A 25,662-nucleotide genomic window follows, 5' to 3' on the forward strand; every position below is an offset into this window, starting at 1 on the left:
CACCGCCGCTGTTCGCGTCCTGTTCACCCGCCGCTCACCGGGCGCCGGTAGCTTGCGCGCCATGGCCACCGATGCCGAACCCGCCGCCCGCGCTTCGCTGTCCGCGGAGCCGCAGCCGGACACCCCGATCTGGCGCTACGCCAGCGCCTTCCTGGGCATGTCGATCCCGATCAACATGATCCGTGGATCGATGCTGCTCTACTACGTCGACCTGCACGGTCTCGACGCGCGTGCCTACGGCGTCGTCATGACCGTGTACGCGATCCTGGACGCCATCGACAACCCGGTGCTGGGATGGTTCTCCGACCGCACCCGCACACGATTCGGACGACGACGGCCCTGGCTCCTGGTGGGGGCCACGGTGCTGGCGGCGTGCTTCGTCGGGTTCTTCTCTGCCCCCGACGACCTGTCCGGCCTCGGGCTGGTGGCGTGGTTCACGTTCTTCGCCCTCACCTGCGAGGCGGCCGACTCGATGCTCGGAGCGAACTACGGTGCCCTTCTGCCGGAGGTCTACCCCGCTGAACGACGGCGCGCGTCGGCGAACGCGGCCCGTCAAGGCGCCCAATTGATCGGCATGGTCGTCTCGCTGGCCCTCACCCCGATGCTGGCCACCCAGGTGTTGGGGAGCCAGGAGACCACGATCGGCTTCACACGCACCGCACTGATCTATGCGGTGATCGCCTGGGTCGTGATCGCGTTCATGGTCGTCTCGGTGCGGGAGAACCCCCATCACGCCGAATCGACCAAGCCTGCCTTCTTCGGTTCCATCTGGGACATCGTCCGCACCAGGCTGTTCTGGCAGATCGGCATCGCGTCCGCCTGCTATCTGATCCCACTCGCGATGTTGCTCGCCGGGGTGCAGCTGTATGTCAAGTACGCGCTCGGCCTCCCGGTCGGCGATGCGCTGTGGATCCAGCTCGTCGTGATCGTGCTCGCCGGTGTGGGATTGGCGACCTGGGCACAGGTCATCCGGCGCGTCGGTGCCCCGAAAGTGTGGCGCGCGGCATTCATCGTGCTCGCAGTGGGCTTCGTCCCGCTCTATTTCGCGAACTCGCTGGTCACCACCATGGCCGCCGGAGCTGTGATCGCCGTCGGCTGGTCGGGGCTGATGGCGACGAACGATCTCATCCAGGCAAGAATGCTGGACGAGGACGCCCGCCGCACAGGCCTCCACCGTGAGGGCATCTACCTGGCCGCATTCGGCTTCTTCGGACGTCTGTCCGGCATGGTCAACGGCCTGGCGGTGTCATCCCTCGGCTACCTGTTCGGCTATTACTCCGGTGATGACCCCGGCCCGGATCCCGGTGCCGCCTTCCGCTTCTACATGTCGATCTGCCCCCTGGCAGTGGCCCTGATCGGCGTGGTTCTCAGCCGTATCATCAAGGTGCCGGACGCCAACCGGGAGGTGATCGTATGAAGCGCATCGTCCTGACCGCCGACGACTACGGTCTTCACCCCGAGGTCAGCCGTCTCATCGTCGGCCTGCTCGTCGACGGCCTCATCTCGAGCACGACCATGATCGTGTCGAGCCCGCACGCGCGGGACGCCGTGAGCCAGTACCTCGCCTCCGGGGCTGATCCGGCTCGGCTCCGTCTGCACTTCAACCTCACGAGCCCGGTCGAAGGCCCACCGTGGTATCCGCTGGCCACGGAGCACGCTTCTCTCGTCGGTCCCGACGGGGCTTTCCACGCCCACGAGCCCGAGTTGGAAGCCAAGGCGGAGTCGTCCGAAGTGATCGCCGAGCTTCAGGCGCAGTTCGACTGGATGGAAACCCGTGGGTTGAAGCCCGCCGGTATCGACGTCCACCGCCACATCGTGTATGGGCTGTTCGGCCGCGGCTTCCTGCCGGAGGTGCTGGTCTTCTGCTCTCGACGCCACCTGCCGTTCCGTCTGCCGAAGGACCCGACCCTCCAGTTCGGCCACGACTTCACCACCCGGCATGCGGCGCAGCTCGACGCGGCCGTGGACGCCGCGGACACCCTGCAGGTGCCGTTGCCGACGGTCATCGCTTCGCTCCCGCCCGGCGCGGACCGGGAGTTCACGAGCTACGAGGAGGTGCTCGACCGATATCTCGCGATCCTCGATGCCGTCCCGGACGATGGCGTCAGCGAGGTCTTCCTGCATCCGATCCCGTCCGCCCAGTTCGGCCCGCAGACCCACGTCTGGGAGGCTCGGCTGCTCGCCGATCCCCGGTTCCGAGAGGCTCTGGCCGACTTCGAGGTGCGTCCGTCGTGGCGGTGATCGAGCGCACGCGGCAGGTCTTCACGCTCGACGACCAGGCCGCCGACCGTTATCCGTGTCTGCCGTTCGTCCTGCGCAACCAGGACTCGTTCGAGGTGAAGCTCCGCTACGACCGGTCCTCTGCGGTGATCGACCTCGGCTGCGAAGGACCCGACGGTTGGGTGGGTTGGTCCGGCGGTGCTCGGGACTCGTTCGTGGTCACCCGGGACGCGGCAACCCCGGGCTATCGTCCGGGCACCGGGCCCGGCCGGTGGCATGTCGTCCTCGGCCTGCACAAGTTACCCGTCGAGGGCGCGCTGGTCGAGGTCGAGGTGATGGCCCCCGCCACGCGGCCTGTGGACGAGGGCGGCGTACTGGGTGACCATGCCGGTTGGCCCGTGCCACCGGACAGCCCCAGAGCCTCCGGTCGGAGGCTTCCCGCCGACGAAGGTCTCACGTGGTACGCGGGCGATCTTCACTCCCACACCGTGCACTCGGACGGCACTTCGCAGGTGGCGGAGTTGGCCGCAGCGGCCGCGTCAAACAGGCTCGACTTCCTGGCCGTGACCGACCACAACACCACCTCTCACTTCCCTCATCTACCCGGGGTCTCGGACGCGTACGGGATCGCGTTGATCCCCGGTCAGGAAGTGACCACCCACCGCGGGCACGCCAACGCGTTCGGCGAGATCGGGTTCGTCGACTTCCGGCGACCCGCCGCCGAGTGGCTCGATGCCGTCGACGGCGCCGGCGGGCTGATGTCGATCAATCACCCCTTGCAGGACGACTGCGCCTGGCAGCACTCTGTTCCCCGCAGGCCCTCCCTGCTGGAGTTCTGGCACGTCAGCTGGTTCTTGGACCTCACCAACACGGCGCCGTGGGCCTGGTGGAATCTGGCACGTGGCGGGCTGGACGACGGCCTCGGGCAGCGGCCCGGCCCGGTCATCGTCGGCGGATCCGACTTCCACACGCCCGCCCAGGGGTATCCACCCGGCACCCCCACCACCTGGGTGGCCGCGGCCGAGCCCACGCCGGAGGCGATCCTGGAAGGCATCCGGAAGGGGCGCACAGCGATCAGCCGGTCCCCCGGCGTGGGTGAACCCGCACTCGTCCGCACGGGCGGCGAACTGGTCGCCATCGACGCCGCCGGGTGCGTGCTCGTCGATCTTGAGGGACGCCGCACCGTGATCCGCTCCGACCGGTGGGCGATTCCCGAACGTGCCGACCTCCACCGGATCGAGGCCCCCGACCGCTCGGTCCTGGCCGTCTGCTGAACCCGTCGGCCGTCGGCGCCTGCGAACGATCCCGGGCGACGGCACCTGGGCGACGGTTCACCTAGCGCACGACCGACAACACGACTGCGACGACGGCAACGATCACGACGATCCCGATCAACGCGACGAACATCTCGCGTGAGGATGCCGGTGAGCGCCTGGGCCCGTCGACGAAGCTCGGGCTCAGGGGGTTCTGGTTGACCCCGGGCCTTTGGCCCAGGGCGCGCTCATCGGGACCGGGGTCGGGGTTCTGGTGTGCCATGAACCTCATCCTCACTCAATCGCTCCGCATCGGATCACAAGCCCCGACCGACGTCACGGTTTTCTCCCGCGTGGTGGGAGAGGCACCCAGCGCGACGTCCCGGCGAAGAGGCCCACACAGCCGGTCCTGGCCGCTTGCTGAACCCGTCCGCGACCCGCCGAGCCTCTAGACTCTGGGCGACTCCGGATCGAGGAACAGCCGCATGACACACCCCGCTGCAGGCCCCGACGCCCTGATCGCTCGCTGGCGAGCCCAGGCGTCCGCGCTCGCCGATCGCTCCCGAGCCCTCGGCGAAGAATTGGCTCGCACCCAGGCCGTGGCAACCGACGGCCTGACGCAACTGAAGGTCTCCGCTTCGGGGACTCTGGCCGCGATCGGGTTCGCCGACACCCACTCGTCCATATCGGCGGCTCAGCTCTCCACATCGTTCCTGCGGGTCCACGAAGCCGCCACCCGGCTGCTGTGGGCGGGTGAGGGCATAGATGACGGCAAGCTGCGATCCATCCGGGTGGTTCTCGCCTCCGATGCCGCCGGCCCGGGCTTCCCGCTGCACATGTCCCCCGTCCCGGACACGACCGTCACACCGCCCATATTCCGGCCACCCGCCGACGCACTGGGACGCGTCCGGCGGCTGAACCGGACCGGTCCGGGCGGCTTACCACGTCGGACGAGCGCCACCCGGGAGGACTACGACACGTGGATGCGTGGACGACTCGAGCGCATCGTCCGGGACGGCGATCTCGCCACCACCCGCGCGAGGCACGTGATCGGGCACGCAGACTCCCCGTACGTGGAGATCGAGGTGGACGCCCGGCTGGCGCCCTCGTCGATCCGCTTCCACGCCGCCGCGCTCAAAACCCCATCGCTCCAGCTGGCCGACGATGCCGCAGCCGTCTACGGCGAAGCGGTCGCCGATGCACGTCGTCAGCTGGACGAGGTCTTCCGCGCGGTGAGCTCCGACGGCGAACAGACCAGCGACGACCAGGACAGGTGATGCGACATGGCTGACCAAGCGTGGAGCACAGCGGATCTCGACCATGCCTCGGCGCTCATGCAGGACGTGGCCGATGCCATGACCGGAACCGGCGCGTCCCTCACGGATCCCGACCCGGCGGTGTACGGCCAGCTGGTCGTCTTCGCCGCGGGTCACGCGGAACCGGCCACGACGCGCGCCGCCGCCGACCTGGTCACCGCGGCGGCCGAGGCCGCCCACGACGTCTCCACCGGGCTCGCCGACTCGGCACGCCTGTACACGGAGATCGAGAAGTCCAACGAGGCGCTGGCCGACCGGCTGCGCGCCACCGTCGACGACCTGTTCGGCTGACGAGGGGACGAGGCCATGGCTCAACAGAGCGAACTCGCGCGGGCGGCACAGATTCTTGAATCGGCAGCCGCCCTCTTCGACCAGACCCCGGTGTTCGACGCGGGCGACACACGAGTGCTCGCCATGCAGCTCTACGTCCATCGCTGGCTGCCCAATCACCTGGTCCAGCCCGTGCTCGACTTCCTGATGGAGGCGATCGGGCCGTTCCAGGAGATGCTGGACGCATTGGCGGGCGACCCGGCGGCGATCAGCGCCCACGCCTCACAGGTACGGGACGCCGCGAGCCGGGTCTCAGGTGATCACACCGACCGGTTCATCGCGGCTGCGCACGTCGCCGCTGCGAGCTGGGAGGGCGAGGCCGCCGACGCCTTCCGCCACACCGCCGACACGTTTCCGAGGGTGCTGAGCGGGTACGGCACGGCCGCCCACCGAGTCGCCGATCTCGCCGAACTCACCGGCGCCAACGTCGGGGCAGTGCGAGCCCTCGTCCGCGACACCATCAGCGACTGCCTCGTCGAGGTCGTCCGCGTGGCCACCCGCATGGCCCTCACGGCCGGGGCCGTCACTGCGGCCGGAGCCGCAGCCGGGGCCGTTGCCGGAGCAGCGGCCGGATCGGTCCTGGGCCCGGTCGGCACCCTGATCGGCGGGCTCGCCGGAGGTCTGGCGGGCGGGTTTGCGGGGCTTGGCGCGGGTGCCACCGCCGCGATCGCCGAGTTCATCGCCTGGGCCGGTCCGTTCATCAACGACTACGTGCAGTACTGCTCACAGGTGCTGCAGGAACTCGTCGGCGTCACCACCGAGGCCATGGGCCAGATGTACGGGTTGGGCACCACGATGACCCGGGCGGCGTCCCTGCTGCAGGGGACGGGCGATCCCGGCGAGTACGGCAGGGTCCGTCCGGGATCGTTCGGCGACGACATGGCCGGCGCGGATCCCGACCAACGCGACATGACCCTGGCGGCCCTGATCGCCGATTTCCCCGACGGCGACGGCACTGTGACCGATCCGGTCACCGAGCAGGTGTACACGAGGCTGACGGACGACGAGCTTCGCGCCCTCGGCCTCGATCCGGCGCTGCTGGCCGACGACGGCGATGGCTTCCTCGCAGGCGTGTACCGTGCCGTCGGCCCGGACGGGAAGACTCAGCTGGTCGTCGTCATGGGTGCTACCACGATCGGGGCCGACCGCAACCCGGACGGGACGACCGCCGGCATCCTCGACGACGTCGTGGAGGACGCGATCGGCGGGCTCGTGCCCTCCCCGCAGGCCATGGACGCGATCCGGCTGGCCGAAGCGGTCCAAGCGACCGGCACGGGCGACGACGTCGTCTACACCGGGCATTCCCTGGGCGGGCGTCTGGCGGCGGTGGCGTCGATGACCACGGGGAACGCTGCGGTCACCTTCAACGCTGCGGGCGTCAGCGATCCCATGCTCGCCTACTGCGCCGGTGTGACCGGCGCCGATCCTGACGAGTTGCGCGCTCGGCTCGACGCCGGTCAGATACGCGGCTACCAGACAACGGACGATCCGCTGACCATCGCCCAGGAGAACGCGGGTGGACTGTCCGGCGCGATGCCCGACATCCCCGGCGCACAGCACCGTGTCGACGGTCAGCAGGGATCCCTGGCCACGGGACACGGCATCGCCAACGTCATGGATTCGCTGGCAAGCGAATACGGGTGGCAGACGGCATCCTGATCGTCGGCCCGCCTCCGACGGATCGCACCGCTGTGGCAACGAACACGGTCGGCGTGTTCCTCGTCCGCCTTGCCCTATTCTCGTTGGTAACCGTTCCACCACGAAAGGTGCACACCATGGGCCTGATGGACAAGCTCCGCGGCGAGCTGGTCGACATCATCGAGTGGCTGGAGGATTCTCGCAGCCTGCTCGCCTGGCGCTTCCCGCGCTACCAGAACGAGATCAAGCAGGGCGCCCAACTCATCGTCCGCGAGGGGCAACAGGCCATCTTCGTGTACCGGGGCCAGCTCGCCGATGTCTTCGGCCCCGGTTCCTACACCCTCAACACCGAGTCGCTGCCGATCATGTCGACCATCCAGGGATGGAAGTACGGCTTCAACAGCCCCTTCCGCTCCGAGGTCTACTTCGTCAACACGCGGCCGGTCACCGACCTGCGCTGGGGCACGTCGACCCCGGTCACGATCCGCGACCCAGACTTCGGCATGGTGCAGGTGCGCGCCAACGGCCTGTGCATCGTGCGGGTGATGGACCCGCCCACTTTCCTTCGTCAGGTGATCGGCACGGACTCCTCGGTCGATGTGGAAGAGATCACCGAACTGATCCGCCGGGTGATCACCCAGGCGTTCTCCGACCTCATCCTCCAGACGGGGCTGGGTGCGATCGATCTGCAGGGACGCCAGGCCGAACTGGCCGACAAGCTGCGCGAACTGGTGGCAGGCCGAGTGGACGACGAGTTCGGCCTGGCCATCGACTCGATCACCATGAACGTCTCGCTGCCCGACGAGATCACCCAGGCGATGACGCGCGGTGTCGCGAAGGGCGTCGAGGAGGCCGGCTGGCTGGGTCAGCTCGGCGACCTCAATCGGTATCAGCAGGCCAAGCAGGCCGACGCCATGACGCAGGCGGCCAGCAATCCGGGCGGTTCGGGTGGTATGGGCGACGCCATGGGGTTCGGCTTGGGCATGGCCATGGCGCAGCAGATGGCTCAGCAGGCCAATCAGCAGACCACCCAACAGGCCCAGACCCCTCCCCCGTTGGTCGACGACGCCCAGGCGTTCCACGTCGAGTTGAACGGCCAGGCCGCAGGCCCCTACAACGTCGGCCAGCTTCGCGGAATGGTCGAGCAGGGCCAGCTCACGCCGAGCACGCTGGTGTGGAGCCCGGGCATGGCGGGCTGGGCCCAGGCCGTCTCGGTGCCGGCTCTCCGCAATTTCTTCGCCGCCCCGCCGCCACTTCCGCCGGCGGCAGCGTCGGGGAGCAACGCCTGATCACATGACGCAGCAGTCGCACCCGCAAGACCCGGCGGGCTGGTCGGCGCCGTCCGGCCAGCCCGCGGCGGCAGCCTTCCCGCCGCCGCTCCCATCCGCCACTCCCCAGCCTTCGGCGTCGCAGCCTGTCGAGCACCGGCCCTCCGCGCAGGAGCCCCCGTCACGCTTCGACCCGGCGATGCTTCACGTCACCGAGGCGACCCGAACCTATCCCTGCCCTGCCTGCGGTGGCATGCTCGCGTTCGAACCGGATTCCCAGGCTCTGGTGTGCACGAGTTGCGGGAACACCCTCCCTGTCTCGGCCGAGGTCGCTCGTCCGGCGGTCATTCCCAAACGTGAGCTGTCGTCCGCGATGAGCCAGCTGGCCGCGCTGCAGGCCAACGCCACCACGAGCGTGTCGGGCGACAAGGAGGTCGTGTGCCAGTCGTGCGGTGGCCACACCGTGTTCACCGGCACCCTCACGGCCATCCGCTGCCCGTATTGCAACACCCCCATCCAGCGGGACGATGTGCAGGCCGCTCCGACGAGGCTCGCGATCGACGGCATTCTGCCGCTCCAGGTCGGCGCGAAGCGGGCCAGGGAGGCGATCGAGAAGTGGATCAACACTCGTCGTTTCGCTCCGAACGCCTTCAAGAAGTACCGGGACGTCGGCAGCTTCACGAGCGTCTACCTGTCGTACTTCAGCTACGACGCGGCGACCACCACCAGCTACACGGGTCAGCGAGGCATCCACCGCACCGAGACCTACCGGGACTCCGAGGGCCGCACCCAGACCCGCATCGTCACCGACTGGTATCCCGCCTCGGGTGTCGTCCGCAACCGGTTCGAGGATGTCACAGGCCATGCCAACACCGGGCTGGACGATCAGAAGGTCACCGAGCTCGAGCCCTGGCCCATGCAGTACTCGCGTCCTTACAGCCCGGAGTTCGTCGCCGGGCACCTGTGCCGCACCTACGACCAGGATGCCAACCAGGTCTTCGGTGCTCTGGTCGAGCCCCGGATGGAGGGAGTCATCGACTCGACCATCAGGAACGACATCGGTGGCAACGAGCAGCGGATCTTCTCGCGTGACATCACCTGGCACACCGTCGCGTTCTCCCAGCTCCTGCTGCCCGTGTGGATGCTGACCGTCACCTACAAGGCCAAGCCGTTCCGCGTGTTCATCAACGGGATCACCGGCGAGGTGCAGGGACGCCGGCCGTGGAGCGCGGTCAAGATCACCCTCGCGATCCTCGCGGGCATCCTTCTGCTCGTCGTCCTATACGCCCTGTACACGTACTTCGGCGCCGAACCATCCTGACCATCGATACCACGATGGCGTCGCGGCCTTGACGAGATAGGGCCGCGACGCCACCGTCTCGGGCGCAGGGACCCGCCGTCAGGCCTCCGAATCGGCCGCCGGGGCTTTCCCGCCGTCCACGTACTTGTCGAGCAGCCGCGACAGATCGATGCCTGCGGCGTCCTTCAACAACTGGACGGTCTGAACGACTCCGTTGGTGACCTGACGAGGCATCTCGCCTGCCCCATCAGTCGAGATGACCGTGAGGTTCTCGATGGCGCTCATCGGCTCGGCGATCTTGCCCGCCACCTGCGGCAGCGCCTGGACCAGCATCTCGATGACCGCGGCCTCGTTGTACCGGCCGTAGGCGTCCGCCTTCTTGTTCATGGCCTCTGCCTCGGCGTTGCCGGTGGCCAGGATCGCCGCGGCCTGCGCCTCGCCCTCGGCCCGCACGGCCTCGGCTTCGGCGATACGACGCGACTTCTCGCCGACACCCGTGAGACGGGCCGACTCGGCCTCCGCCTCCGCCGCCGCGATCGCCGCGGCCTTGTCGGCATCCGCCTTGAGGATCGCCGAGTTCTTGCGCGCCTCGGCGTCGGTCTCGACGCGGTAGCGCTCGGCATCGGCCGGCTTGCGCACCTCGGTGTCGAGCTGGCGATCCTTCAGGGCCGCCTGGCGCACCGCGACCTTCTCCTGCTCGGTGAGGATCGCCTGGTCACGATCGGCCTGGGCCAGTGGACCGGCCGCCGCGGCCTGCGCGTTGGCGGCGTCCGTCTCGGCCTTGATCTCGGCCTGCTTGAGGAGGAGTTCGCGCTCACGGACCGCGATCTGCTGCTGCGCGTTGATGCGGGCTTGCTCGGCCTCCTGGCGCGCCTGCGCCTCGGCCACTGCGGCATGCTGTTGTACCTTGGCGGCCTCCGGGCGTCCCAGGTCGTTCAGGTAGGAGCCGTCGTCGGTGATGTCCTGGATCTGGAAGGTGTCGAGGACGAGCCCTTGGCCCGTCAGCGAGGACTCGGACTCGTCGGCCACCCGCTGTGCGAACGCCGCCCGGTCGCGGATGATCTGCTCGACCGACAGGCCGCCCACGATGGAGCGCAGCGAGCCGGCCAGCGTCTCCTGCGTGAACCTCTCGATCTCGTCCTGCTGCGTGAGGAAGCGCTGTGCCGCGGCCCGGATCGAATCCTCATCGCCTCCCACCTTGACGATGGCCACACCCTCCAGGTTGAGCTTGATGCCCTGACCGGAGACGGCGCCACGGATCTGCACCATGATCCGGCGGCTCGACAGATCGAGGACGAACAGGCGCTGGACGAACGGGATGACGAACACGCCGCCGCCCATGACGACCTTCTGCCCGGACAGATCGGCGGACACCTGCCCGGTCTCCGGGTTGCGCACCTCCTTGCCTTTGCGGCCCGTGACGAGGAAAGCCTCGTTCGGTCCGGCCACCTTGTAGCGGCTCGCGATCAGCAGGCCGATGAGGACGATGAGGACGACCAGTCCGACAATGGCTATGATCAGGGGATTCATCGATGAGCGCTCCTATGCGGGTGTCGAGGCTGCGAACGGTTGCCCTCAGGCTATCGGTGTTCGCGGTTCACCGCCCGATCCGGGAGTCGCCTATCTCAGCGGCCGATCACATCGCTGCCCGGCAGCGCGTCCACGGGCAGCACCTCCACCGAGGTCGCCGACAGCACCCCCGAGACCCACACACGCGTGCCCACCTCCAGCGGGATCGGCGCCTTCGCGTTGAGCGTCACGGTGTGGCCACCATGGCTGAGTCGCACCTGACCGTAGCCTTCCTCCGGGATCGCGGTGAGGACGAGCGCCTCGACGCCCACGAGGGACGACGTGTTCAGCGCCACATCGGAGCCCTGGCGCCGCAGCAACCGCGTGAGGCGCCCCGCACCCCAGCCGAGCAGCACGCCCACGACTACGCCGACGACCACGCCGACCCACATGAGCCCCGACAGTTCCAGGCCGAGTGCCCCACCGAAGCCGAAGCCACCCAACAGTCCAGCCACACCCGCAGTCGAGAAGACATCGGAATCGAAGCCTGCGACGGCGTCCACGCCCAAGCCGCCCTCGAGGACGTCACCGACGAAGAGGGCCAGGAGCAACAGGACGATGCCCGCGGCACCGATGATGAGCAAGACGGTCATGGTGCGCCCATCCTAGGGCCCGGGCGGTGCGACCGGTGCGGCGCCCGGGCAGACATCCCGAACCCGAACGCACGGCCACCCGGACGCACTGCTGCCCCCGGGGTGGCGGGGGCAGCAGGAGTGGGTCGACGACCGGGGGACGAACCGGGCTCAGCGCGCGGCGTGTCCCTGCTGGTAATCGTCGTCCGGCTTCACCCACGCCATGAGCTTGCGCAGTTCCAGGCCGGTGGCCTCGATCGGGTGTGCCTCGCCCTCGGCGCGAAGGCGCTTGAACTCCGGGGCGCCGGCGTCCTGATCGGCGATGAAGCGCTCGGCGAAGGCACCCGACTGGATGTCGGCCAGCACCTCCTTCATGCGGGCCTTCGTGCCGGCATCGATGATGCGTGGCCCCGACACGTAGTCGCCGTACTCGGCAGTGTCGGAGATGCTCCACCGCATCTTCGCGATGCCGCCCTCGTAGATGAGGTCGACGATCAGCTTCATCTCGTGCAGGCACTCGAAGTAGGCGACCTCCGGCTGGTAGCCGGCCTCGACCAACGTCTCCCAGCCCGCGGTGATGAGGTGCGACAGGCCGCCGCACAGCACGTTCTGCTCGCCGAACAGGTCGGTCTCGGTCTCCTCGGCGAAGGTGGTCTTGATACCGCCGGCGCGCAGGGCGCCCAGGGCCTTCGCATAGCTGAGGGTGAGATCCCACGCGTTGCCGCTGGCGTCCTTCTCGACGGCCACCACGACCGGCACGCCACGTCCGTCGGCGTATTCGCGACGGACGAGGTGCCCCGGCCCCTTGGGGGCCACCATGCAGACGTCGACGCCCTCCGGGGCCTCGACGTAGCCGAAACGGATGTTGAAGCCATGGGCGAAGAACAGCGCCGACCCCGGCTTGAGGTTGGGAGCGATCTCGTTCGCGTACAGGGTCCGCTGCACCTGGTCGGGGGCCAGGATCATGATCAGGTCGGCCTCACGCGTGGCCTCCGCCGGGGTGACGACGCGCAGGCCCTGAGCCTCCGCCTTCGCCCGCGACTTGCTCCCTTCCTGCAGGCCGACCCGGACGTCGACGCCGGAGTCCCGCAGGTTCAGCGCATGTGCGTGCCCCTGCGAGCCGTAGCCGATGACGGCGACGGTCCGGTCCTGGATGACCGACAGGTCGGCGTCGTCGTCATAGAACATCTCTGCCATGAGGTTGTGCTCCTTTTTCTTGTTGTGTGTGCTGCGCAAAGGCAGGAGGGTTGGACTGCGACGCCCGGCACCGCCGAACGGGCCGGGCCGGACGAAGGCTCAGTGCCGGGCACGCAACGCCGGACGGTTCTTCTCGGTGATGCTCCGGTGTCCGCGGCCGAGCGCCACCTGGCCCGACTTCACCAACTCGATGATCCCGTACGGCTCGAGCATCGTCAGCAACGCCGCCAATTTCTCCGAGCTGCCGGTGGCCTCCAGCGTGATCGACTCCGGCCCGACGTCCACGGCCTTGCCACGGAACAGACCCACCACGTCGATGATCGCGCTGCGGTTCTGGTCGTCACACCGCACCTTGACCAGGATGAGCTCACGCTGCACGGCGTTCGGCTCGAGTTCGATGATCTTGTACACCTCGACCAGCTTGTTCAGCTGCTTGACGAGTTGCTCCAGGACGTTGGCCTCGTCCACCGTGGTCACCAGCGTGACCCGGGAGACGTCACTGCGCTCGGTGGGCCCGACCGCCAACGATTCGATGTTGAACCCGCGCCGGCTGAACAGACCCGCGATTCGGGCCAGGACACCAGGGGTGTTGCTGACCAGGACGCTGAGGGTGTGGACGCTCACAGTCGTCTCCCTTCCGGACGATTCCCGAGAAGCCTGCTCACAGTTCCTCCGCCTCCCACTCGGGTGCCATGTCGCGTGCGATCTTGATGTCGTCGTTGCTCGTCCCGGCTGCGACCATCGGCCAGACCATCGCGTCCTTGTAGCAGACGAACTCCACAACCACCGGCCGGTCGTTGATGGCCATCGCCTGTTCGATGACCTCGTCCACCTCCTCAGGGGTGCTGGCCCGCAGGCCGACACAGCCCATGGCCTCGGCCAGCTTGGGGAAGTCGGGCACCTGGTCGCTGTGCAGATCGGTGTTCGAGTAGCGCTCCTCGTAGAACAGGGTCTGCCACTGCCGCACCATGCCGAGCACGTTGTTGTTGATGATCGCTATCTTGATCGGAATGTGGTTGAGGGCGCAGGTCACCAACTCCTGGTTGGTCATCTGGAAGCAGCCGTCCCCGTCGATCCCCCAGACCTGCTTGTCCGGCGCCCCGACCTTCGCGCCCATCGCAGCCGGGACGCAATAGCCCATCGTCCCGGCCCCTCCCGAGGTCAGCCAGGCGGCCGGTTTCTCGAAGGGAAGGAAGTGCGCCGCCCACATCTGGTGCTGGCCCACGCCGGTGACATAGATCGCGTCCGGGCCGACGAGCTCGCCGATGCGGCGGATGACCTGCTGCGGACTGAGCCGCCCGTCCCGCGGAGTGCCCCAGCCCACGGGGTACCGCTCCTTGAGCCCGGCCAGATAGTCGCGCCAGGGGCCCCAATCGGCCGGCTCCTCCTGACGCAATGCCTCGGTCAGGGCGCTGAGGAACGCGCGCGCGTCCCCCACCACCGGGATGTCGACCGGGCGGTTCTTGCCGATCTCGGCCGGATCGACGTCGCAGTGGATCACCTGCGCGTCGGGTGCGAAGGAGTCCAGCCGCCCGGTGACGCGATCGTCGAACCTGGTACCGACGGCGATCAGCAGATCGGCACGCTGCAACGCGCCCACGGCGGCGACCGTGCCGTGCATCCCGGGCATGCCCATGTTGAGCGGATGCGAGTCGGGGACGACCCCGCGAGCCATCAGGGTGGTCACGACCGGGATTCCCGCCAGGTCGACGAGTTCGGTCAGCTCCTTCCATGCCTGCGCCTTGACGATTCCGCCACCGACGTAGAGCACCGGGCGTTTGGAGGCGGCGACAAGCCTGGCGGCCTGCTTGACCTGACGGTTGTGCGGCTGGCTCGTCGGTTTGTATCCGGGCATGACGATCTCGTCGTTCCAGTCGAACGGCGCGCTGCTCGCGAGGGCGTCCTTCGCGATGTCGACGAGCACCGGGCCCGGACGCCCGGTCGCAGCGATGTGGAACGCCGCCTTGATCGTCTCGGGGATGTCCTCGGTGCGCTTGACCAGGAAGTTGTGTTTGGTGATCGGCATCGTGATTCCCCGGATGTCGGCCTCCTGGAAGGCATCCGTGCCGATGAACGCGGAGTTGACCTGCCCGGTGATGGCGACGATCGGCACCGAGTCCATGTAGGCGTCCGCGATGGGCGTCACCAGGTTGGTGGCACCCGGGCCGGAGGTGGCGATGCACACGCCGACCCGTCCGGTCGCCATCGCGTACCCCTCGGCGGCGTGCCCCGCACCCTGCTCGTGGCGGACGAGGATGTGGCGGATCGACGAATCGAACAACGGGTCGTAGGCCGGGAGGATCGCCCCACCGGGGATCCCGAAAGCTACGTCGACCCCGGAGCGCTCGAGCGAGGCCACAAGCGCCTGGGCACCCGTCATGATCGGCAGCTCATCAGGCTCCTTGGCCATTGTTCGTCCTTTCCTCGGCGGCATGGGTGACAGGTTCGATGGCAACAAAAAACCCTCGCTGCCGGCGTGGCATGCGAGGGTGGCGCTCCGTCAGCGGACGAAGCGCCTAAGAAATTACGAGATCCTGTCGATCGATCACACATGCATGATGGCACGTCGCACGCCGATCGGCCAAAACCTCATCTCGGCATTCGGGACGCTGTGCCCACAGCCCGATCGGCATCAGACGAGCCGGACGGGGAAGCCCGCATCGGCCAACGCGGCCTTGACCTCGGCCACGGTGAGCACACCGAAGTGGAAGACGCTGGCTGCCAGCACCGCGTCCGCCCCTGCCTGCGCCGCCTCGACGAAGTGCTGGACGGTGCCCGCCCCACCCGAGGCGATCAACGGCACCTCCACCTCGGCACGCACGGCCTCGATCATCTCGATGTCGAACCCGTCGGTCGTCCCGTCGGCATCCATCGAGTTGAGCAGTATCTCGCCGACCCCACGATCGACGGCCTCCCGTACCCAGGCGAGCGCGTCGAGACCGGCCGACCGCCGTCCGCCGTGCGTCGTCACGCCGAACCCGCTGGGCATCCCGGCCTCGCGGCGGGCATCGAGGCTGAGGACGAGCACCTGGTTGCCGAATCGTCCTGTGATCTCGTCGATGACGTCCGGGTGAGCGATCGCCCCGGTGTTGATGCCGACCTTGTCGGCCCCGCAACGCAGCAGCGCGTCCACGTCGTCCACGCCGCGCACCCCACCGCCAACGGTCAGCGGGATGAACACGCTCTGCGCGCACCGGGTGACCACTTCGCGGGTCGTCTCACGGCCGCGCGCGGATGCCGAGATATCGAGGAACGTGACCTCGTCGGCGCCCTGCTCGTTGTAGCGAGCCGCGAGTTCCACCGGGTCGCCGGCGTCCCGCAGGTTCGCGAAGTTGACCCCCTTGACGACACGCCCATCGGTGACGTCGAGGCAGGGGATGACACGGATCGCCACAGCCATTTGTCCAGGCTATCCGACCTCCCGGACGCTCACGAGCACGGTCCATGGGGTTGGATGGGCAGTGCGATCCGTGAACTCGTGAGGAATGGAGTCAGAACATGCGATTCAGGTACTTGGGAAACTCGGGACTGAAGATCAGTGAGATCACCTACGGCAACTGGATCACCCACGGTGACCAGATCGGCAACGACACCGCCATCGCCTGCGTCCATGCCGCTCTGGACGCAGGCATCACGAGCTTCGACACCGCTGACGTCTACGCCAACACGCTTGCCGAGAGCGTGCTCGGGGAAGCGCTGTCGGGGCAGCGCCGGGAATCGCTGGAGATCTTCACCAAGGTCTACTGGCCGACCGGCCCGAAGGGCCCGAACGACTGCGGGCTGTCGCGCAAGCACATCATGGAGTCGATCGACGGGTCGCTGCGACGGTTGCGCACCGACTACGTCGACCTCTACCAGGCGCACCGCTACGACATCGAGACCCCGCTCGAGGAGACCATGCTGGCCTTCGCCGACATCGTGCGCCAGGGCAAGGCCCTCTATATCGGTGTCAGCGAGTGGACCGCTGATCAGATCCGCGCAGGCAAGGCGCTGGCCGACGAGCTGCACGTGCCGCTGGTGAGCAGCCAGCCGCAGTACAACATGCTGTGGCGCGTGATCGAGGACCAGGTGGTGCCCACCTGCCGCGAGCTCGGCATCTCGCAGATCGTCTGGTCCCCGATCGCTCAGGGCTTGCTGACCGGCAAGTACCTGCCGGGGAGCGAGGTTCCGGCTGGATCGAGGGCGGCCTCCCCCGCCGGTTCGGCATTGGGCCGGCGGCTGGTGGACGACCAGGTGACGCTGGAGCGCGTCCAACGCCTCAAGCCCCTGGCCGACGAACTCGGGCTGACCATGGCGCAGTTCGCCGTCGCATGGGTGCTGCAGAACGACAACGTGGCTGCCGCCCTTGTCGGAGCCAGCCGTCCCGAACAGATCGCCAGCAATGCCGCGGCCGCCGGTGTCACGATCCCCACCGAGGTGCTCACCGAGGTGGACGAGATCCTCGCCGACTCCGTCGAGCGCGACCCGGCGCGAACTGCCGAGAAGACCCTGACCTCTCGTCCTTCCTGACCCCTCCGCCCACCCCACACCCGCCCGCTCGCACCCCGCACCCCGCACCCCGCACCCCGCACCCCGCACCCGCGGATGAAATCTGTTGTTGCGGATAAGATCTCGTCCGCAACAACAGATTTCGCCCGCAAAAACCGCGGTCTGGCGAGCTCCCGGCGATCGGGGCCGGCGGAGGCGGGGCAGGGCCCGTCGCAGGCGGACAACACCATGTGCGGGACGGACAACACGGAGGCCTGTGGACAACCCAGAAGCCGCGTGATCTGCTGCGACGGTAGCGACATGGACACATTTCGCTATTCCGAACTGGTCGCCCAGGGAATGGAAGAGCCGGCCATCCGAAAGTCGGTGCGCAATGGCGAACTGACTCGGGTGCGCCACGGCGGCTTCGTGTCGGGCACCGTGCCCGACACCCCCGAACAGCGGCACCTGGCTCTGCTCGAGACCACCCGGTCCCTCCTCAAGGACGACACCGTGATCAGTTACGGCACCGCGGCCATTCTGTGGGGGCTGCCGGTGCCGCCCAGTCAGCTGGATCGGATCCACGTCACTCGCAACCGGAACGCGGGCGGGACCATCGAGCGGTGGGCACACACTCATTGCCAGCCGCTCGCCGATCTCGACGTGGTGGAGCACAACGGCATACTGACAACCAGCCTCGCCCGTACCGCGGTGGACGTCAGCCGCCGCCTGCCCCGCGACGCCGCGCTGGCGGTGATGGACGCCGCGTGGCGGCAAGCCGGCACCCCGGATGCGCTGGCCGAGCAGGTGTCCGCCGCGTCCCACAAGAAAGGCGTAGCCACAGCGCGCTGGGCTCTGGCCCATGCCAACCCGCTGGCGGAGAGCCCGGGTGAATCACGCAGCCGTTACTGGATGATCGCAGCCGGTCTGCCCCTCCCGCTGCTGCAGTTCGAGGTGCAGGACGCCAGCGGCCGAGTGCTGGGACGCGCAGACTTCGCTTGGCCCGATCACCGCGTGCTCGGCGAGTTCGACGGACGCATCAAATACGACCGCCTCGTCCCCGATGGCGGGACAGCAGCCGACATCGTCATGAAAGAAAAGGTGCGTGAAAATCTGTTCCGCGCGGAAGGCTGGTGGGTCTATCGCTGGATATGGGACAACCTGAGGGACGGCCGCGCTTTCGCGCGCGGATTGGCACGGTTCCTGGATCAGCGACCGACGTTCCGCGGATGAAATCTGTTGTTGCGGACGAAAGCTTGTCCGCAACAACAGATTTCGTCCGCAGATATGGAGAACCCGAGGTGCCAGACGACCGGCTCAGTCCTCGTCCGGGTCGAAGTCGACGATGTCGCGCCGCATGGCGCCGACCACCTGACGGCAGGAACGCGCCAGCGCACCGGTGCCGGGGGCCTGGGCGATCTGGCCGGCGAGGTCGACCACCTGGCGCACCCAGCGGACGAAGTCGCCGGCGGGCAACTGGCTGCGGGAGAGCACGATCGCCAGGGACTCACCTGCGGCCCAGGCGTAGGCCGGCTCGGCGAACCCGATATCGGGCATCGGGCTGCGATCGACCCGGTTGTCACGCTCCACCGTCACGATGTCGCGCCACATCGCGCGCACCGCCACCTGCGCGGCCTCGCTCTCGTCGTCCGGCATGCGGTGCGGCGTCCGGGCGTCGGTGTGCCGGGCCTCGAACACCAGGGACGACAGCACGGCGGCCAGTTGCGGAACGCTCAGACCGTCGAACACACCCTGCCGGACGCATTGCGCCACCACCAGGTCGAGCTCGTTGTACAGACGCGCGAGCATGGCACCGGACTCGGTGACGTGATCGCCCTCCAGATAGCCGAGAGAGTCGAGCACCCCACACACCCGGTCGAATCGCGCGGCGATCGAGTTCACCTTGGCACGAGTCTTGAGCCGGGTCTCGTCGTGGCTTCGCTCCAGCCGCACGGCCTCCTCGGCGTACCGCGCGTGTTCCTCCCTGTGGGGGCAGTCGTGACAGGGGTGAGCACGCACCTGTGTCCTCAGCTCCGCGACCTCGTCCGCGAGGGCCTCGTCCGGTCTGGTGTGCTCCGCACGGGGCGGACGTGATCCCAGCGTCTCCGCCCGCGCCTGCAACGAGTTGCCCAGTGCGCGGCGGTCGGCCGCCGAATGCGGGTCGAACCTGCGGGGGATACGCACTCGCGAGATAGGTCTGACTACCTCGTTCACGTCACGTTCACTGATCTGGACGATCTGCCTGTCATAAGTCATCACACGCGGCTCGGGCGTGTTCCGGTTCCCGGGCAGGATCACGGCGGCCCACCCCTGATGTTTGCCCGCGGGTATCCAGAAGACGTCGCCCGGCTCCAACGCCGCCAGTGCGTCGGCGAGTTCCGCACGATGGTCGCGTCGGCGCAACCGGACCAGTTCCCCCTCCAGTTGCTTGACGTGCTCGCGCAGGCGCGCATACTCCCGGAAATCGCCGCGATCGCACTGGGCCTGCTCCCACAACGCCTCGGCCTTCTCGCTCTGCTGGGTGGCCTGCCGCGCCATCGTCACCACCTGACGATCGGCCTGGAACTGCGCGAAGCTCTGCTCCAGAAGCGCCCGGGCCTGCCGTCTGCCGACCGATCCCACGAGATTGACGGCCATGTTGTAGGTGGGGGCGAAGCTCGACCGCAACGGATACGTACGCCGCGACGCGAGGCCCGCCAGCGCCCGCGGGTCGAGACCGGGCTGCCAGAAGACGACGGCATGACCCTCGGTGTCGATCCCGCGCCGCCCGGCACGGCCGGTCAGCTGCGTGTACTCACCGGGAGTCAGGTCGGCGTGTGTCTCGCCGTTGTACTTGACCAGCTTCTCGATGACGACGGTGCGAGCGGGCATGTTGATGCCCAGCGCCAGGGTCTCGGTGGCGAACACCACCTTGATCAGGCCTTGGACGAAACCCTCCTCGACGATCGCTTTGAAGGCCGGCAGGAGCCCCGCGTGATGCGCCGCGATCCCCCGGCCGAGCGCCTCGGTGAAAGTCTCCCAGTCGAGCGCCCGTCTGTCCGCCTCCGACAGGGCACCGGCGTGACGCTCGGCGATCTCGAGGAGCCGGACGCGCTCGTCCCGGGTCGCCAGATCGATCCCGGAGCCCAGCAACTGGCGCACCGCCTGGTCGCATCCCTGGCGGCTGAACACGAAGAAGATGGCCGGGAGCAGATTGCGCTCGGCAAGCGCCTCCACCGCCCCGTCCCGACGCGGTGGGCGTACCCTCGTCGGGGCCTGCGAGCCCTGACGGGCCGCGTAGCCGTCCTCGATCCGCCGACGTTCCCGGCGTCCGCGCGGACGCCGGCGATCGTCACGAACGAGACGGGACTCCTCACGGGCCAGGCGTGCCAGTTGCGGGTTGACATCGGCCCGAGCGCCGGGCAACGGCACCTGGGTGGGCGCCTGCTGGTCGAAGAGGTCGTAGAGGCGTCGCCCGACGAGCACGTGCTGGAACAGCGGCACGGGACGCCGCTCGCTCACCACCACCTCCATGCCGCCGCGCACCTCGTCCAGCCATTCGCCGAACTCCTCGGCGTTGCTCACCGTCGCCGACAGGCAGACCAACCGCACGTCGGCGGCCAGCCCGAGGATGACCTCCTCCCACACCGCACCGCGGAAGCGGTCGGCCAGGTAGTGCACCTCGTCCATAACGACGAAGCCCAGGCCTTCGAGGGTGCGGGAGCGCGCGTAGATCATGTTACGGAGCACCTCGGTCGTCATGACGACGACGTCTGCCTCCGGGTTGATCGACGTGTCACCGGTCAACAGGCCGACTCGGTCAGCGCCGAGACGCGCGGCCAGATCGTGGAACTTCTGATTGCTCAGCGCCTTGATCGGTGTCGTGTAGAAGCACTTACGGCCCGATTCGACGGCGAGCCAGCACGCGAACTCCCCCACCACGGTCTTACCGGAGCCCGTCGGGGCGGCCACCAGCACTCCACGTCCCTCAGTCAGGTGCCGGCAGGCGGTCGACTGGAAGTCGTCGAACGCGAATCCGTACCCCGACGCGAACTCGTCGACGAGCCCGGCCGAGCGCCGCTCGCCATCCGGAGTCTCAGTCATCTCAGGCTCCGTCCCCGACGAGCACTTCCAGCACGCCGGGCTCACAGGTGAGGCGCAGCGGAGCCTGGCCGAGTTCCTCACCGTCGGCCATCGGGATGAGCCCGTCGCCGTCCAGGACGACCTCGCGAGCCCGGAACCGCTCGATGGCGGGATGGTGGACGAAATCACCCCGGTAGAGCTGGGGGAACAGACGCACCAGAGTCATGCGGCTGACCGGCTTGATGAGGGTGACGTCGAGCAGGCCGTCGGCGGGATCGGCGTCCGGGCAGATGTGGACGCCCCCGCCGATGTAACCGGCATTGCCGATCGCCACGAGAACCGCTGGCTCCTCCCGCACCGTGCCGTCGACGACGAGGCGATAGTCGAGTGGGACGAGGTGCGCGATCTCGGACAGCACCACCGACGCGTAGGACGCCGAGCCGAGGTTGAGGCGCGCATGGTTGACGCGGTAGTTGACCCGGGCGTCGTAGCCGCTCGACACCACCGACCCGATGTAGCGACGATCGCCACCGCCTGCGATCGCGCCTCGCGCCAGCGTGAGGTCGATGCGCCGCGTGCGCCCGGCCGCGATGGCCGCCGCTGCGGCGAGAGGCCTGCGCGGGATGCCGACCCCACGGGCGAAGTCGTCACCGGTACCCGCCGGGATGATCCCGAGTTGCACGTGCGAGCCCGCACAGGCGTTGAGGCCGAGGCTGGCCATGCCGTCACCGCCCATCATGACCAGCACGTCGGGTTGCGATCCTGGGGCGGGCGGTGCCGCCGAGGCCACGACGCCGACGGTTCGTTCCCGGGCGTCCGCGTAGTCGCGTGTCCGGATGACGCGCACCACCGCGTCCGGCATCGCCTCGTCGAGGGCGGCGACGACTCTGGGCAGCAGACGCCCCGCGCGCCCGCGACCAGAACGAGGATTCACCACGATGGTCACCACCCGCTGGCGAGGCTCGATGGACGACATGCTCGCGACTCTACGTCACCGCGAGCGCGCCGGGCCATCTCTTCGCCGGTGCGGTGCCGCTCACCGGCTCGACGCCGCGCCGACACCTGGGTTTTGCCGGCCGTACGCCACGACCGTGTAGCTTTGGCAGGTGTGAGTCTCCCTTCGCCGAGCGCTCGGCTCGCCGCCGCACCGGTCGCGGCCCCGACGAGCGCTCGTCTGGTCGTCACCGACCTGGAAGTGTCCACCGTCACGCCGACAAGCGTCGTCATCAGCTGGATCACGCGCGCCCCCTACCGATTGCACGGTGTGCCCGCCCCGCTCCCCAGTGACACACGGCTGGAGTTGGGACCCCCCGGGGAGCCTTTCGTCCTCGTGCACGACGACCCGACCCCGCGCGCGTTCCACGTGGTCGAGATCAAGGGTCTCGAACCGGGGCGCACCTATCGGTTCCGAGCCACCTCGAACGGCCGGCAGGCCGGCCCGGGGCTGCGTCCGGCAACGCGGCGCGGCACCAACGAGCGCAACGGCGAGTTCACGACTCTGCTCCCCCCGTCGGGGCGCTATCTGACCACCATCGCCCTGGCCAACGACATCCATATCGGGGAGCGGCGCCAGGGCATCGTGCTCGGCGCGCTGCCGACCTCGGTGAGGCCCGAGGACACCCAGTCCGACTACGCCGAGTTGATGTTCGCCGCGGCGCTGTGCGACCTCCAGGACCGCTACGCCTCGCCGTTGCTGGTGGTCAATGGCGATCTCACCTACGACAACACGTCCGAGCAGGTGCGCCGGGCTCGCGAGATGCTGGACGAGTACGGTGCCCAGCGCGTCGACTGGGTGGCCACACGCGGCAACCATGATCATCCGCGACGCGACGCCGACCCGTTCGGCGAGGCCTTCGTCGGCTACCAGGAGACGCAGAAGGTGTGCGAGGCCAGTGGGCTGCGGATCCTCGCGATGGACTCGACGCACGGCTCCGGCGGCGGATGGATCCTGCCCGATCAGTACGACCAGATCATGGCGGAGTTGCAGGCCGATCCCGACCGTCCCACCATCGCCTGCACCCATCACCCGGTGACGACCGATGCGGCGTGGTCGTCGGTCTCGGGGCCTCAGTTCATGTTGCGCGGCGCCGACCGGCTGCGCCTGCAGATCCTGGAGAACAACGCCCCAGGGGTGTTCCTCCACCACGCGGGCCACACCCATCGGATGCGCCGCGACCGCGCCGACCTGTTCACCTCGCAGACCAACTACATCGAGAACGCCGCCTGCGCTGCCTATCCGGGCGGGTACGCGGTCGTCCACCTCTACGAGGGCGGCTACATCCTCAACTTCTGGCGCCCTGCCTACCCCGACGCCCTCGACTGGCTCTACCGCAGCCGGTGGCAGATGCTCGGCATCGGCCCCCATTTCATGCTGGGGACGACGGCCGACCGCAACCACGTGGTGCACTGCGATCTGTCGGGCCTTCAGCCATCGGAACGCGAGCAGCCCACCGAGTTGCTGGTCTGAGACCGAGCCTGGCTATTACGCCGAGCCTGGCCGCCGCGCCAGCACCTGCAACTGGGCGAGCGCCACGACACCCGCGCTCGACGTGCGGAGCACGCCCTCGCCCAGGCTCACGGGGACGGCGCCGGCCGCGGTGAACGCGGCGAGTTCGTCCGGGGCGATCCCGCCTTCCGGACCGACGATCACCAGCACCTCGCCGGACGCCGGTAGCTCCACTTCCCACAACCCGGCGGTGGCATCCTCGTGCGCCACGAGCGCCAGGTCGGCCGCGCCGATGCGGGCGACGACGTCCGCGGTCGCCGCGTACGACACCCGGGGCACGGTGAACCGCCGCGACTGTTTCGTCGACTCGCGGGCGGTGGCCTGCCACTTGCCCACGCCCTTGTCGGCTTTGCCCTCCCAGCGCACGACCGATCGCGCCGCCTGCCAGGCGATGATCTCGGACGCGCCCAGCTCGGTCAGCGACTCGACGGCGATGTCGGAGCGATCGCCTTTGGCGAGGGCCTGCACAGCCACCCACAGGTGCCGGGGCTCGTCGACGCGCACGTCCTCGTCCACCCGGACGGTGATGCCCTGCTTGGAGACCTCGGTGACGGTGCCGCGAACAGCGCGTCCGAACCCGTCGGCGACGAGCACCCGCTCCCCGACTCTGGTGCGCTTGACGACCGCGGCGTGACGTCCCTCGTCCCCGCCGATCTCGATCGTGCCCCCGAGTACGGCCCGGCCGAGTTCGGCCAGGTAGAGCGCGTCGGTCATGGAATCCCCCCGCTGGAGCGCCGTCAGGTGATCAGGAGCTGAAGGCATCCTTCAGGCGATCGAAGAAGCCCTTCCCCTCCTGCTTGGTCACCACCTGGGGGCCGGATTCCTCGCCCCGCAGACGCGCGAGCTGCGCGAGCAGGTCACGCTGGTCGTCGTCCAGCTTCGTCGGCGTCTGGACGAGCAGCGTGACCCCGAGGTCGCCGCGCGGGTTCTCCCCGCGCCGGTTGGCGCGCAGGCTCGGCACGCCGTACCCCTTGAGCACCAGCCTCGCCCCCGACTGGGTGCCCGCGGGCACGTCGAGGGTCACCGTGCGGCGATCCTCAGGGCAGTCGGGCAGTTCGGATTCCAGCGTGGCGACGTCGACCGAGGTGCCGAGCGCGGCCAGCGACATGGGTACCCGCACCACCATCTCGAGGTTCTCCCGGTCGCGGCGGAAGACGTCGTGAGCCATCACCTGGATCTCGACGTACAGGTCTCCGGCCGGGCCGCCGCCGGGCCCGACCTCGGCCTGACCCTGCAGGTGCACGCGGTTGCCGGTGTCGACGCCCGCCGGGATCTTCACGTTGAGGGTGCGGCTCGTGGCCACCCGGCCCTGGCCTGAGCACTCCGGGCACGGCTCGGGGATGATGTTGCCGAAGCCCTGACAGGTCGGGCACTGCTGAGAGGTGCGGATCTCGCCGAGGATCGAACGCTGGACGACGATGACATCGCCGCGTCCGTGGCACTGGGGGCAGGTGACCGGTTCCTTGTCGCCGGCCGCACCGCTGCCCTGACAGACCTGGCAGACGGCGTAGGTGTCGAAGCGCAACGCCTTCGTCACCCCGAAGACCGCCTCCGACAACGAGAGCTGCGTGCGGATGAGCTGATCCTGGCCCCTGCGGACTCGCGACTTCGGGCCGCGGCTGGCCGTCGCGCCCCCGAACATCGCACCGAAGAGGTCTCCGATGTCGAAGCCCTCACCGCCCCCGAAGGACGACGAGAATCCGCTGAACCCGCCCATGTTGCCGAACGGATCGCCGCCCCCGCGCGACATCGGGTCGCCACCCCGGTCGTAGACGGCCCGCTTGTCGGGATCCGAGAGCACCTCGTATGCCTCGTTGACCTGCTTGAACTTCTCCTCGGCATCGGGATCGGTGGCGACGTCCGGATGCACCTTCATGGCCATCTTGCGATAGGCCTTCTTGATCTGTTCCGCAGTGGCGTCACGGGACACGCCGAGGATCGTGTAGTAGTCGGGAGAGCTCATT

At 68.5% G+C, this 25,662-nt stretch carries 22 protein-coding genes; 11 read left to right on the plus strand and 11 right to left on the minus strand.

Translation table 11 applies throughout. The features are described from left to right. The first annotated feature begins 61 nt into the window (after positions 1 to 61). From FB473_RS08445 to FB473_RS08455, 3 genes are read left to right on the plus strand one after another with little or no spacing between them, the layout of a single operon-like run. Positions 62 to 1,417 carry an MFS transporter gene (locus tag FB473_RS08445; RefSeq protein WP_167166431.1) on the plus strand — a complete coding sequence of 452 codons (1,356 nt, stop codon included), beginning with the start codon at positions 62 to 64 and terminating at the stop codon, positions 1,415 to 1,417. Then, positions 1,414 to 2,241, plus strand: a complete 828-nt coding sequence (locus tag FB473_RS08450; protein ID WP_167166433.1) for a ChbG/HpnK family deacetylase — start codon at positions 1,414 to 1,416, stop codon at positions 2,239 to 2,241. The genes FB473_RS08445 and FB473_RS08450 overlap by 4 nt, the downstream gene beginning before the upstream one ends. After that, positions 2,232 to 3,494 carry a CehA/McbA family metallohydrolase gene (locus FB473_RS08455; RefSeq protein ID WP_208390487.1) on the plus strand — a complete coding sequence of 421 codons (1,263 nt, stop codon included), beginning with the start codon at positions 2,232 to 2,234 and terminating at the stop codon, positions 3,492 to 3,494. The genes FB473_RS08450 and FB473_RS08455 overlap by 10 nt, the downstream gene beginning before the upstream one ends. Positions 3,495 to 3,555: 61 nt before the next feature. Here FB473_RS08455 and FB473_RS08460 read toward each other — a convergent pair whose 3' ends face one another. Continuing rightward, positions 3,556 to 3,756 carry a hypothetical protein gene (locus FB473_RS08460; protein WP_167166435.1) on the minus strand — a complete coding sequence of 67 codons (201 nt, stop codon included), beginning with the start codon at positions 3,754 to 3,756 and terminating at the stop codon, positions 3,556 to 3,558. Positions 3,757 to 3,958: 202 nt separating this feature from the next. Between FB473_RS08460 and FB473_RS08465 the strand changes: the two genes are divergently transcribed. The 5 genes from FB473_RS08465 (at position 3,959) to FB473_RS08485 (ending at position 9,346) form a co-directional block, all read left to right on the plus strand. Next, a complete protein-coding gene (locus FB473_RS08465) occupies positions 3,959 to 4,750 on the plus strand; it encodes a hypothetical protein (protein WP_167166437.1) in 792 nt (263 codons plus the stop codon). Between the two features lie 6 nt (positions 4,751 to 4,756). Next, positions 4,757 to 5,080: a hypothetical protein gene (locus tag FB473_RS08470; protein WP_167166439.1), complete on the plus strand. Its 324-nt coding sequence runs from the start codon at positions 4,757 to 4,759 to the stop codon at positions 5,078 to 5,080. A gap of 15 nt (positions 5,081 to 5,095) precedes the next feature. Continuing rightward, complete coding sequence (locus tag FB473_RS08475; RefSeq protein WP_167166441.1) at positions 5,096 to 6,778, plus strand: Tle-like phospholipase domain-containing protein; 1,683 nt, start codon at positions 5,096 to 5,098, stop codon at positions 6,776 to 6,778. Between the two features lie 116 nt (positions 6,779 to 6,894). After that, entirely contained in the window at positions 6,895 to 8,046 is a 1,152-nt protein-coding gene (locus FB473_RS08480) for an SPFH domain-containing protein (protein ID WP_167166442.1), read from the plus strand. Positions 8,047 to 8,050: 4 nt separating this feature from the next. Next, entirely contained in the window at positions 8,051 to 9,346 is a 1,296-nt protein-coding gene (locus FB473_RS08485) for a hypothetical protein (protein ID WP_167166444.1), read from the plus strand. Between the two features lie 78 nt (positions 9,347 to 9,424). Here the strand turns inward: FB473_RS08485 and FB473_RS08490 are convergent, their stop codons facing one another. The 6 genes from FB473_RS08490 to hisF form a co-directional block, all read right to left on the minus strand. Next, positions 9,425 to 10,855: a flotillin family protein gene (locus FB473_RS08490; protein ID WP_167166446.1), complete on the minus strand. Its 1,431-nt coding sequence runs from the start codon at positions 10,853 to 10,855 to the stop codon at positions 9,425 to 9,427. A 95-nt stretch (positions 10,856 to 10,950) separates the two neighbouring features. After that, the gene (locus tag FB473_RS08495) at positions 10,951 to 11,487 is read right to left on the minus strand and encodes a hypothetical protein (RefSeq protein WP_167166448.1); all 537 of its coding nucleotides are present in this window, start codon (positions 11,485 to 11,487) and stop codon (positions 10,951 to 10,953) included. A 150-nt stretch (positions 11,488 to 11,637) separates the two neighbouring features. After that, positions 11,638 to 12,663: a ketol-acid reductoisomerase gene (gene ilvC / locus FB473_RS08500; RefSeq protein ID WP_167166450.1), complete on the minus strand. Its 1,026-nt coding sequence runs from the start codon at positions 12,661 to 12,663 to the stop codon at positions 11,638 to 11,640. A 99-nt stretch (positions 12,664 to 12,762) separates the two neighbouring features. Then, positions 12,763 to 13,287, minus strand: a complete 525-nt coding sequence (gene ilvN, locus FB473_RS08505; RefSeq protein WP_167166452.1) for an acetolactate synthase small subunit — start codon at positions 13,285 to 13,287, stop codon at positions 12,763 to 12,765. Positions 13,288 to 13,324: 37 nt separating this feature from the next. After that, positions 13,325 to 15,073, minus strand: a complete 1,749-nt coding sequence (locus FB473_RS08510) for an acetolactate synthase large subunit (RefSeq protein ID WP_167166454.1) — start codon at positions 15,071 to 15,073, stop codon at positions 13,325 to 13,327. A gap of 222 nt (positions 15,074 to 15,295) precedes the next feature. Continuing rightward, positions 15,296 to 16,063 (minus strand): imidazole glycerol phosphate synthase subunit HisF, encoded by a 768-nt coding sequence (gene hisF / locus FB473_RS08515; RefSeq protein WP_167166456.1) that lies wholly within the window; start codon positions 16,061 to 16,063, stop codon positions 15,296 to 15,298. Positions 16,064 to 16,161: 98 nt separating this feature from the next. Between hisF and FB473_RS08520 the strand changes: the two genes are divergently transcribed. Continuing rightward, on the plus strand, positions 16,162 to 17,172 hold the full coding sequence (locus tag FB473_RS08520) for an aldo/keto reductase family protein (protein WP_167166458.1): 1,011 nt from the start codon (positions 16,162 to 16,164) through the stop codon (positions 17,170 to 17,172). Between the two features lie 75 nt (positions 17,173 to 17,247). Further along, the gene (locus FB473_RS08525) at positions 17,248 to 18,363 is read left to right on the plus strand and encodes a type IV toxin-antitoxin system AbiEi family antitoxin domain-containing protein (RefSeq protein ID WP_167166460.1); all 1,116 of its coding nucleotides are present in this window, start codon (positions 17,248 to 17,250) and stop codon (positions 18,361 to 18,363) included. 84 nt (positions 18,364 to 18,447) lie between these two features. On the opposite strand, the gene FB473_RS08530 is transcribed toward FB473_RS08525, so the two are convergent. Then, positions 18,448 to 21,213: a DEAD/DEAH box helicase gene (locus FB473_RS08530; RefSeq protein ID WP_167166462.1), complete on the minus strand. Its 2,766-nt coding sequence runs from the start codon at positions 21,211 to 21,213 to the stop codon at positions 18,448 to 18,450. Position 21,214: 1 nt separating this feature from the next. After that, complete coding sequence (locus FB473_RS08535) at positions 21,215 to 22,168, minus strand: diacylglycerol/lipid kinase family protein (RefSeq protein ID WP_167166464.1); 954 nt, start codon at positions 22,166 to 22,168, stop codon at positions 21,215 to 21,217. A gap of 132 nt (positions 22,169 to 22,300) precedes the next feature. On the opposite strand from FB473_RS08535, the gene FB473_RS08540 reads away from it, so the two are divergent. Beyond that, a complete protein-coding gene (locus FB473_RS08540) occupies positions 22,301 to 23,659 on the plus strand; it encodes a metallophosphoesterase (RefSeq protein WP_341770077.1) in 1,359 nt (452 codons plus the stop codon). Positions 23,660 to 23,674: 15 nt separating this feature from the next. Here the strand turns inward: FB473_RS08540 and FB473_RS08545 are convergent, their stop codons facing one another. Together FB473_RS08545 and dnaJ are read right to left on the minus strand one after the other, a co-directional pair. Next, entirely contained in the window at positions 23,675 to 24,412 is a 738-nt protein-coding gene (locus FB473_RS08545) for a 16S rRNA (uracil(1498)-N(3))-methyltransferase (protein WP_167166466.1), read from the minus strand. 31 nt (positions 24,413 to 24,443) lie between these two features. Then, positions 24,444 to 25,661: a molecular chaperone DnaJ gene (gene dnaJ / locus FB473_RS08550; RefSeq protein ID WP_167166468.1), complete on the minus strand. Its 1,218-nt coding sequence runs from the start codon at positions 25,659 to 25,661 to the stop codon at positions 24,444 to 24,446. Position 25,662: the final 1 nt, after the last annotated feature.

Source organism: Brooklawnia cerclae (assembly GCF_011758645.1).
GTDB lineage: Bacteria > Actinomycetota > Actinomycetes > Propionibacteriales > Propionibacteriaceae > Brooklawnia > Brooklawnia cerclae.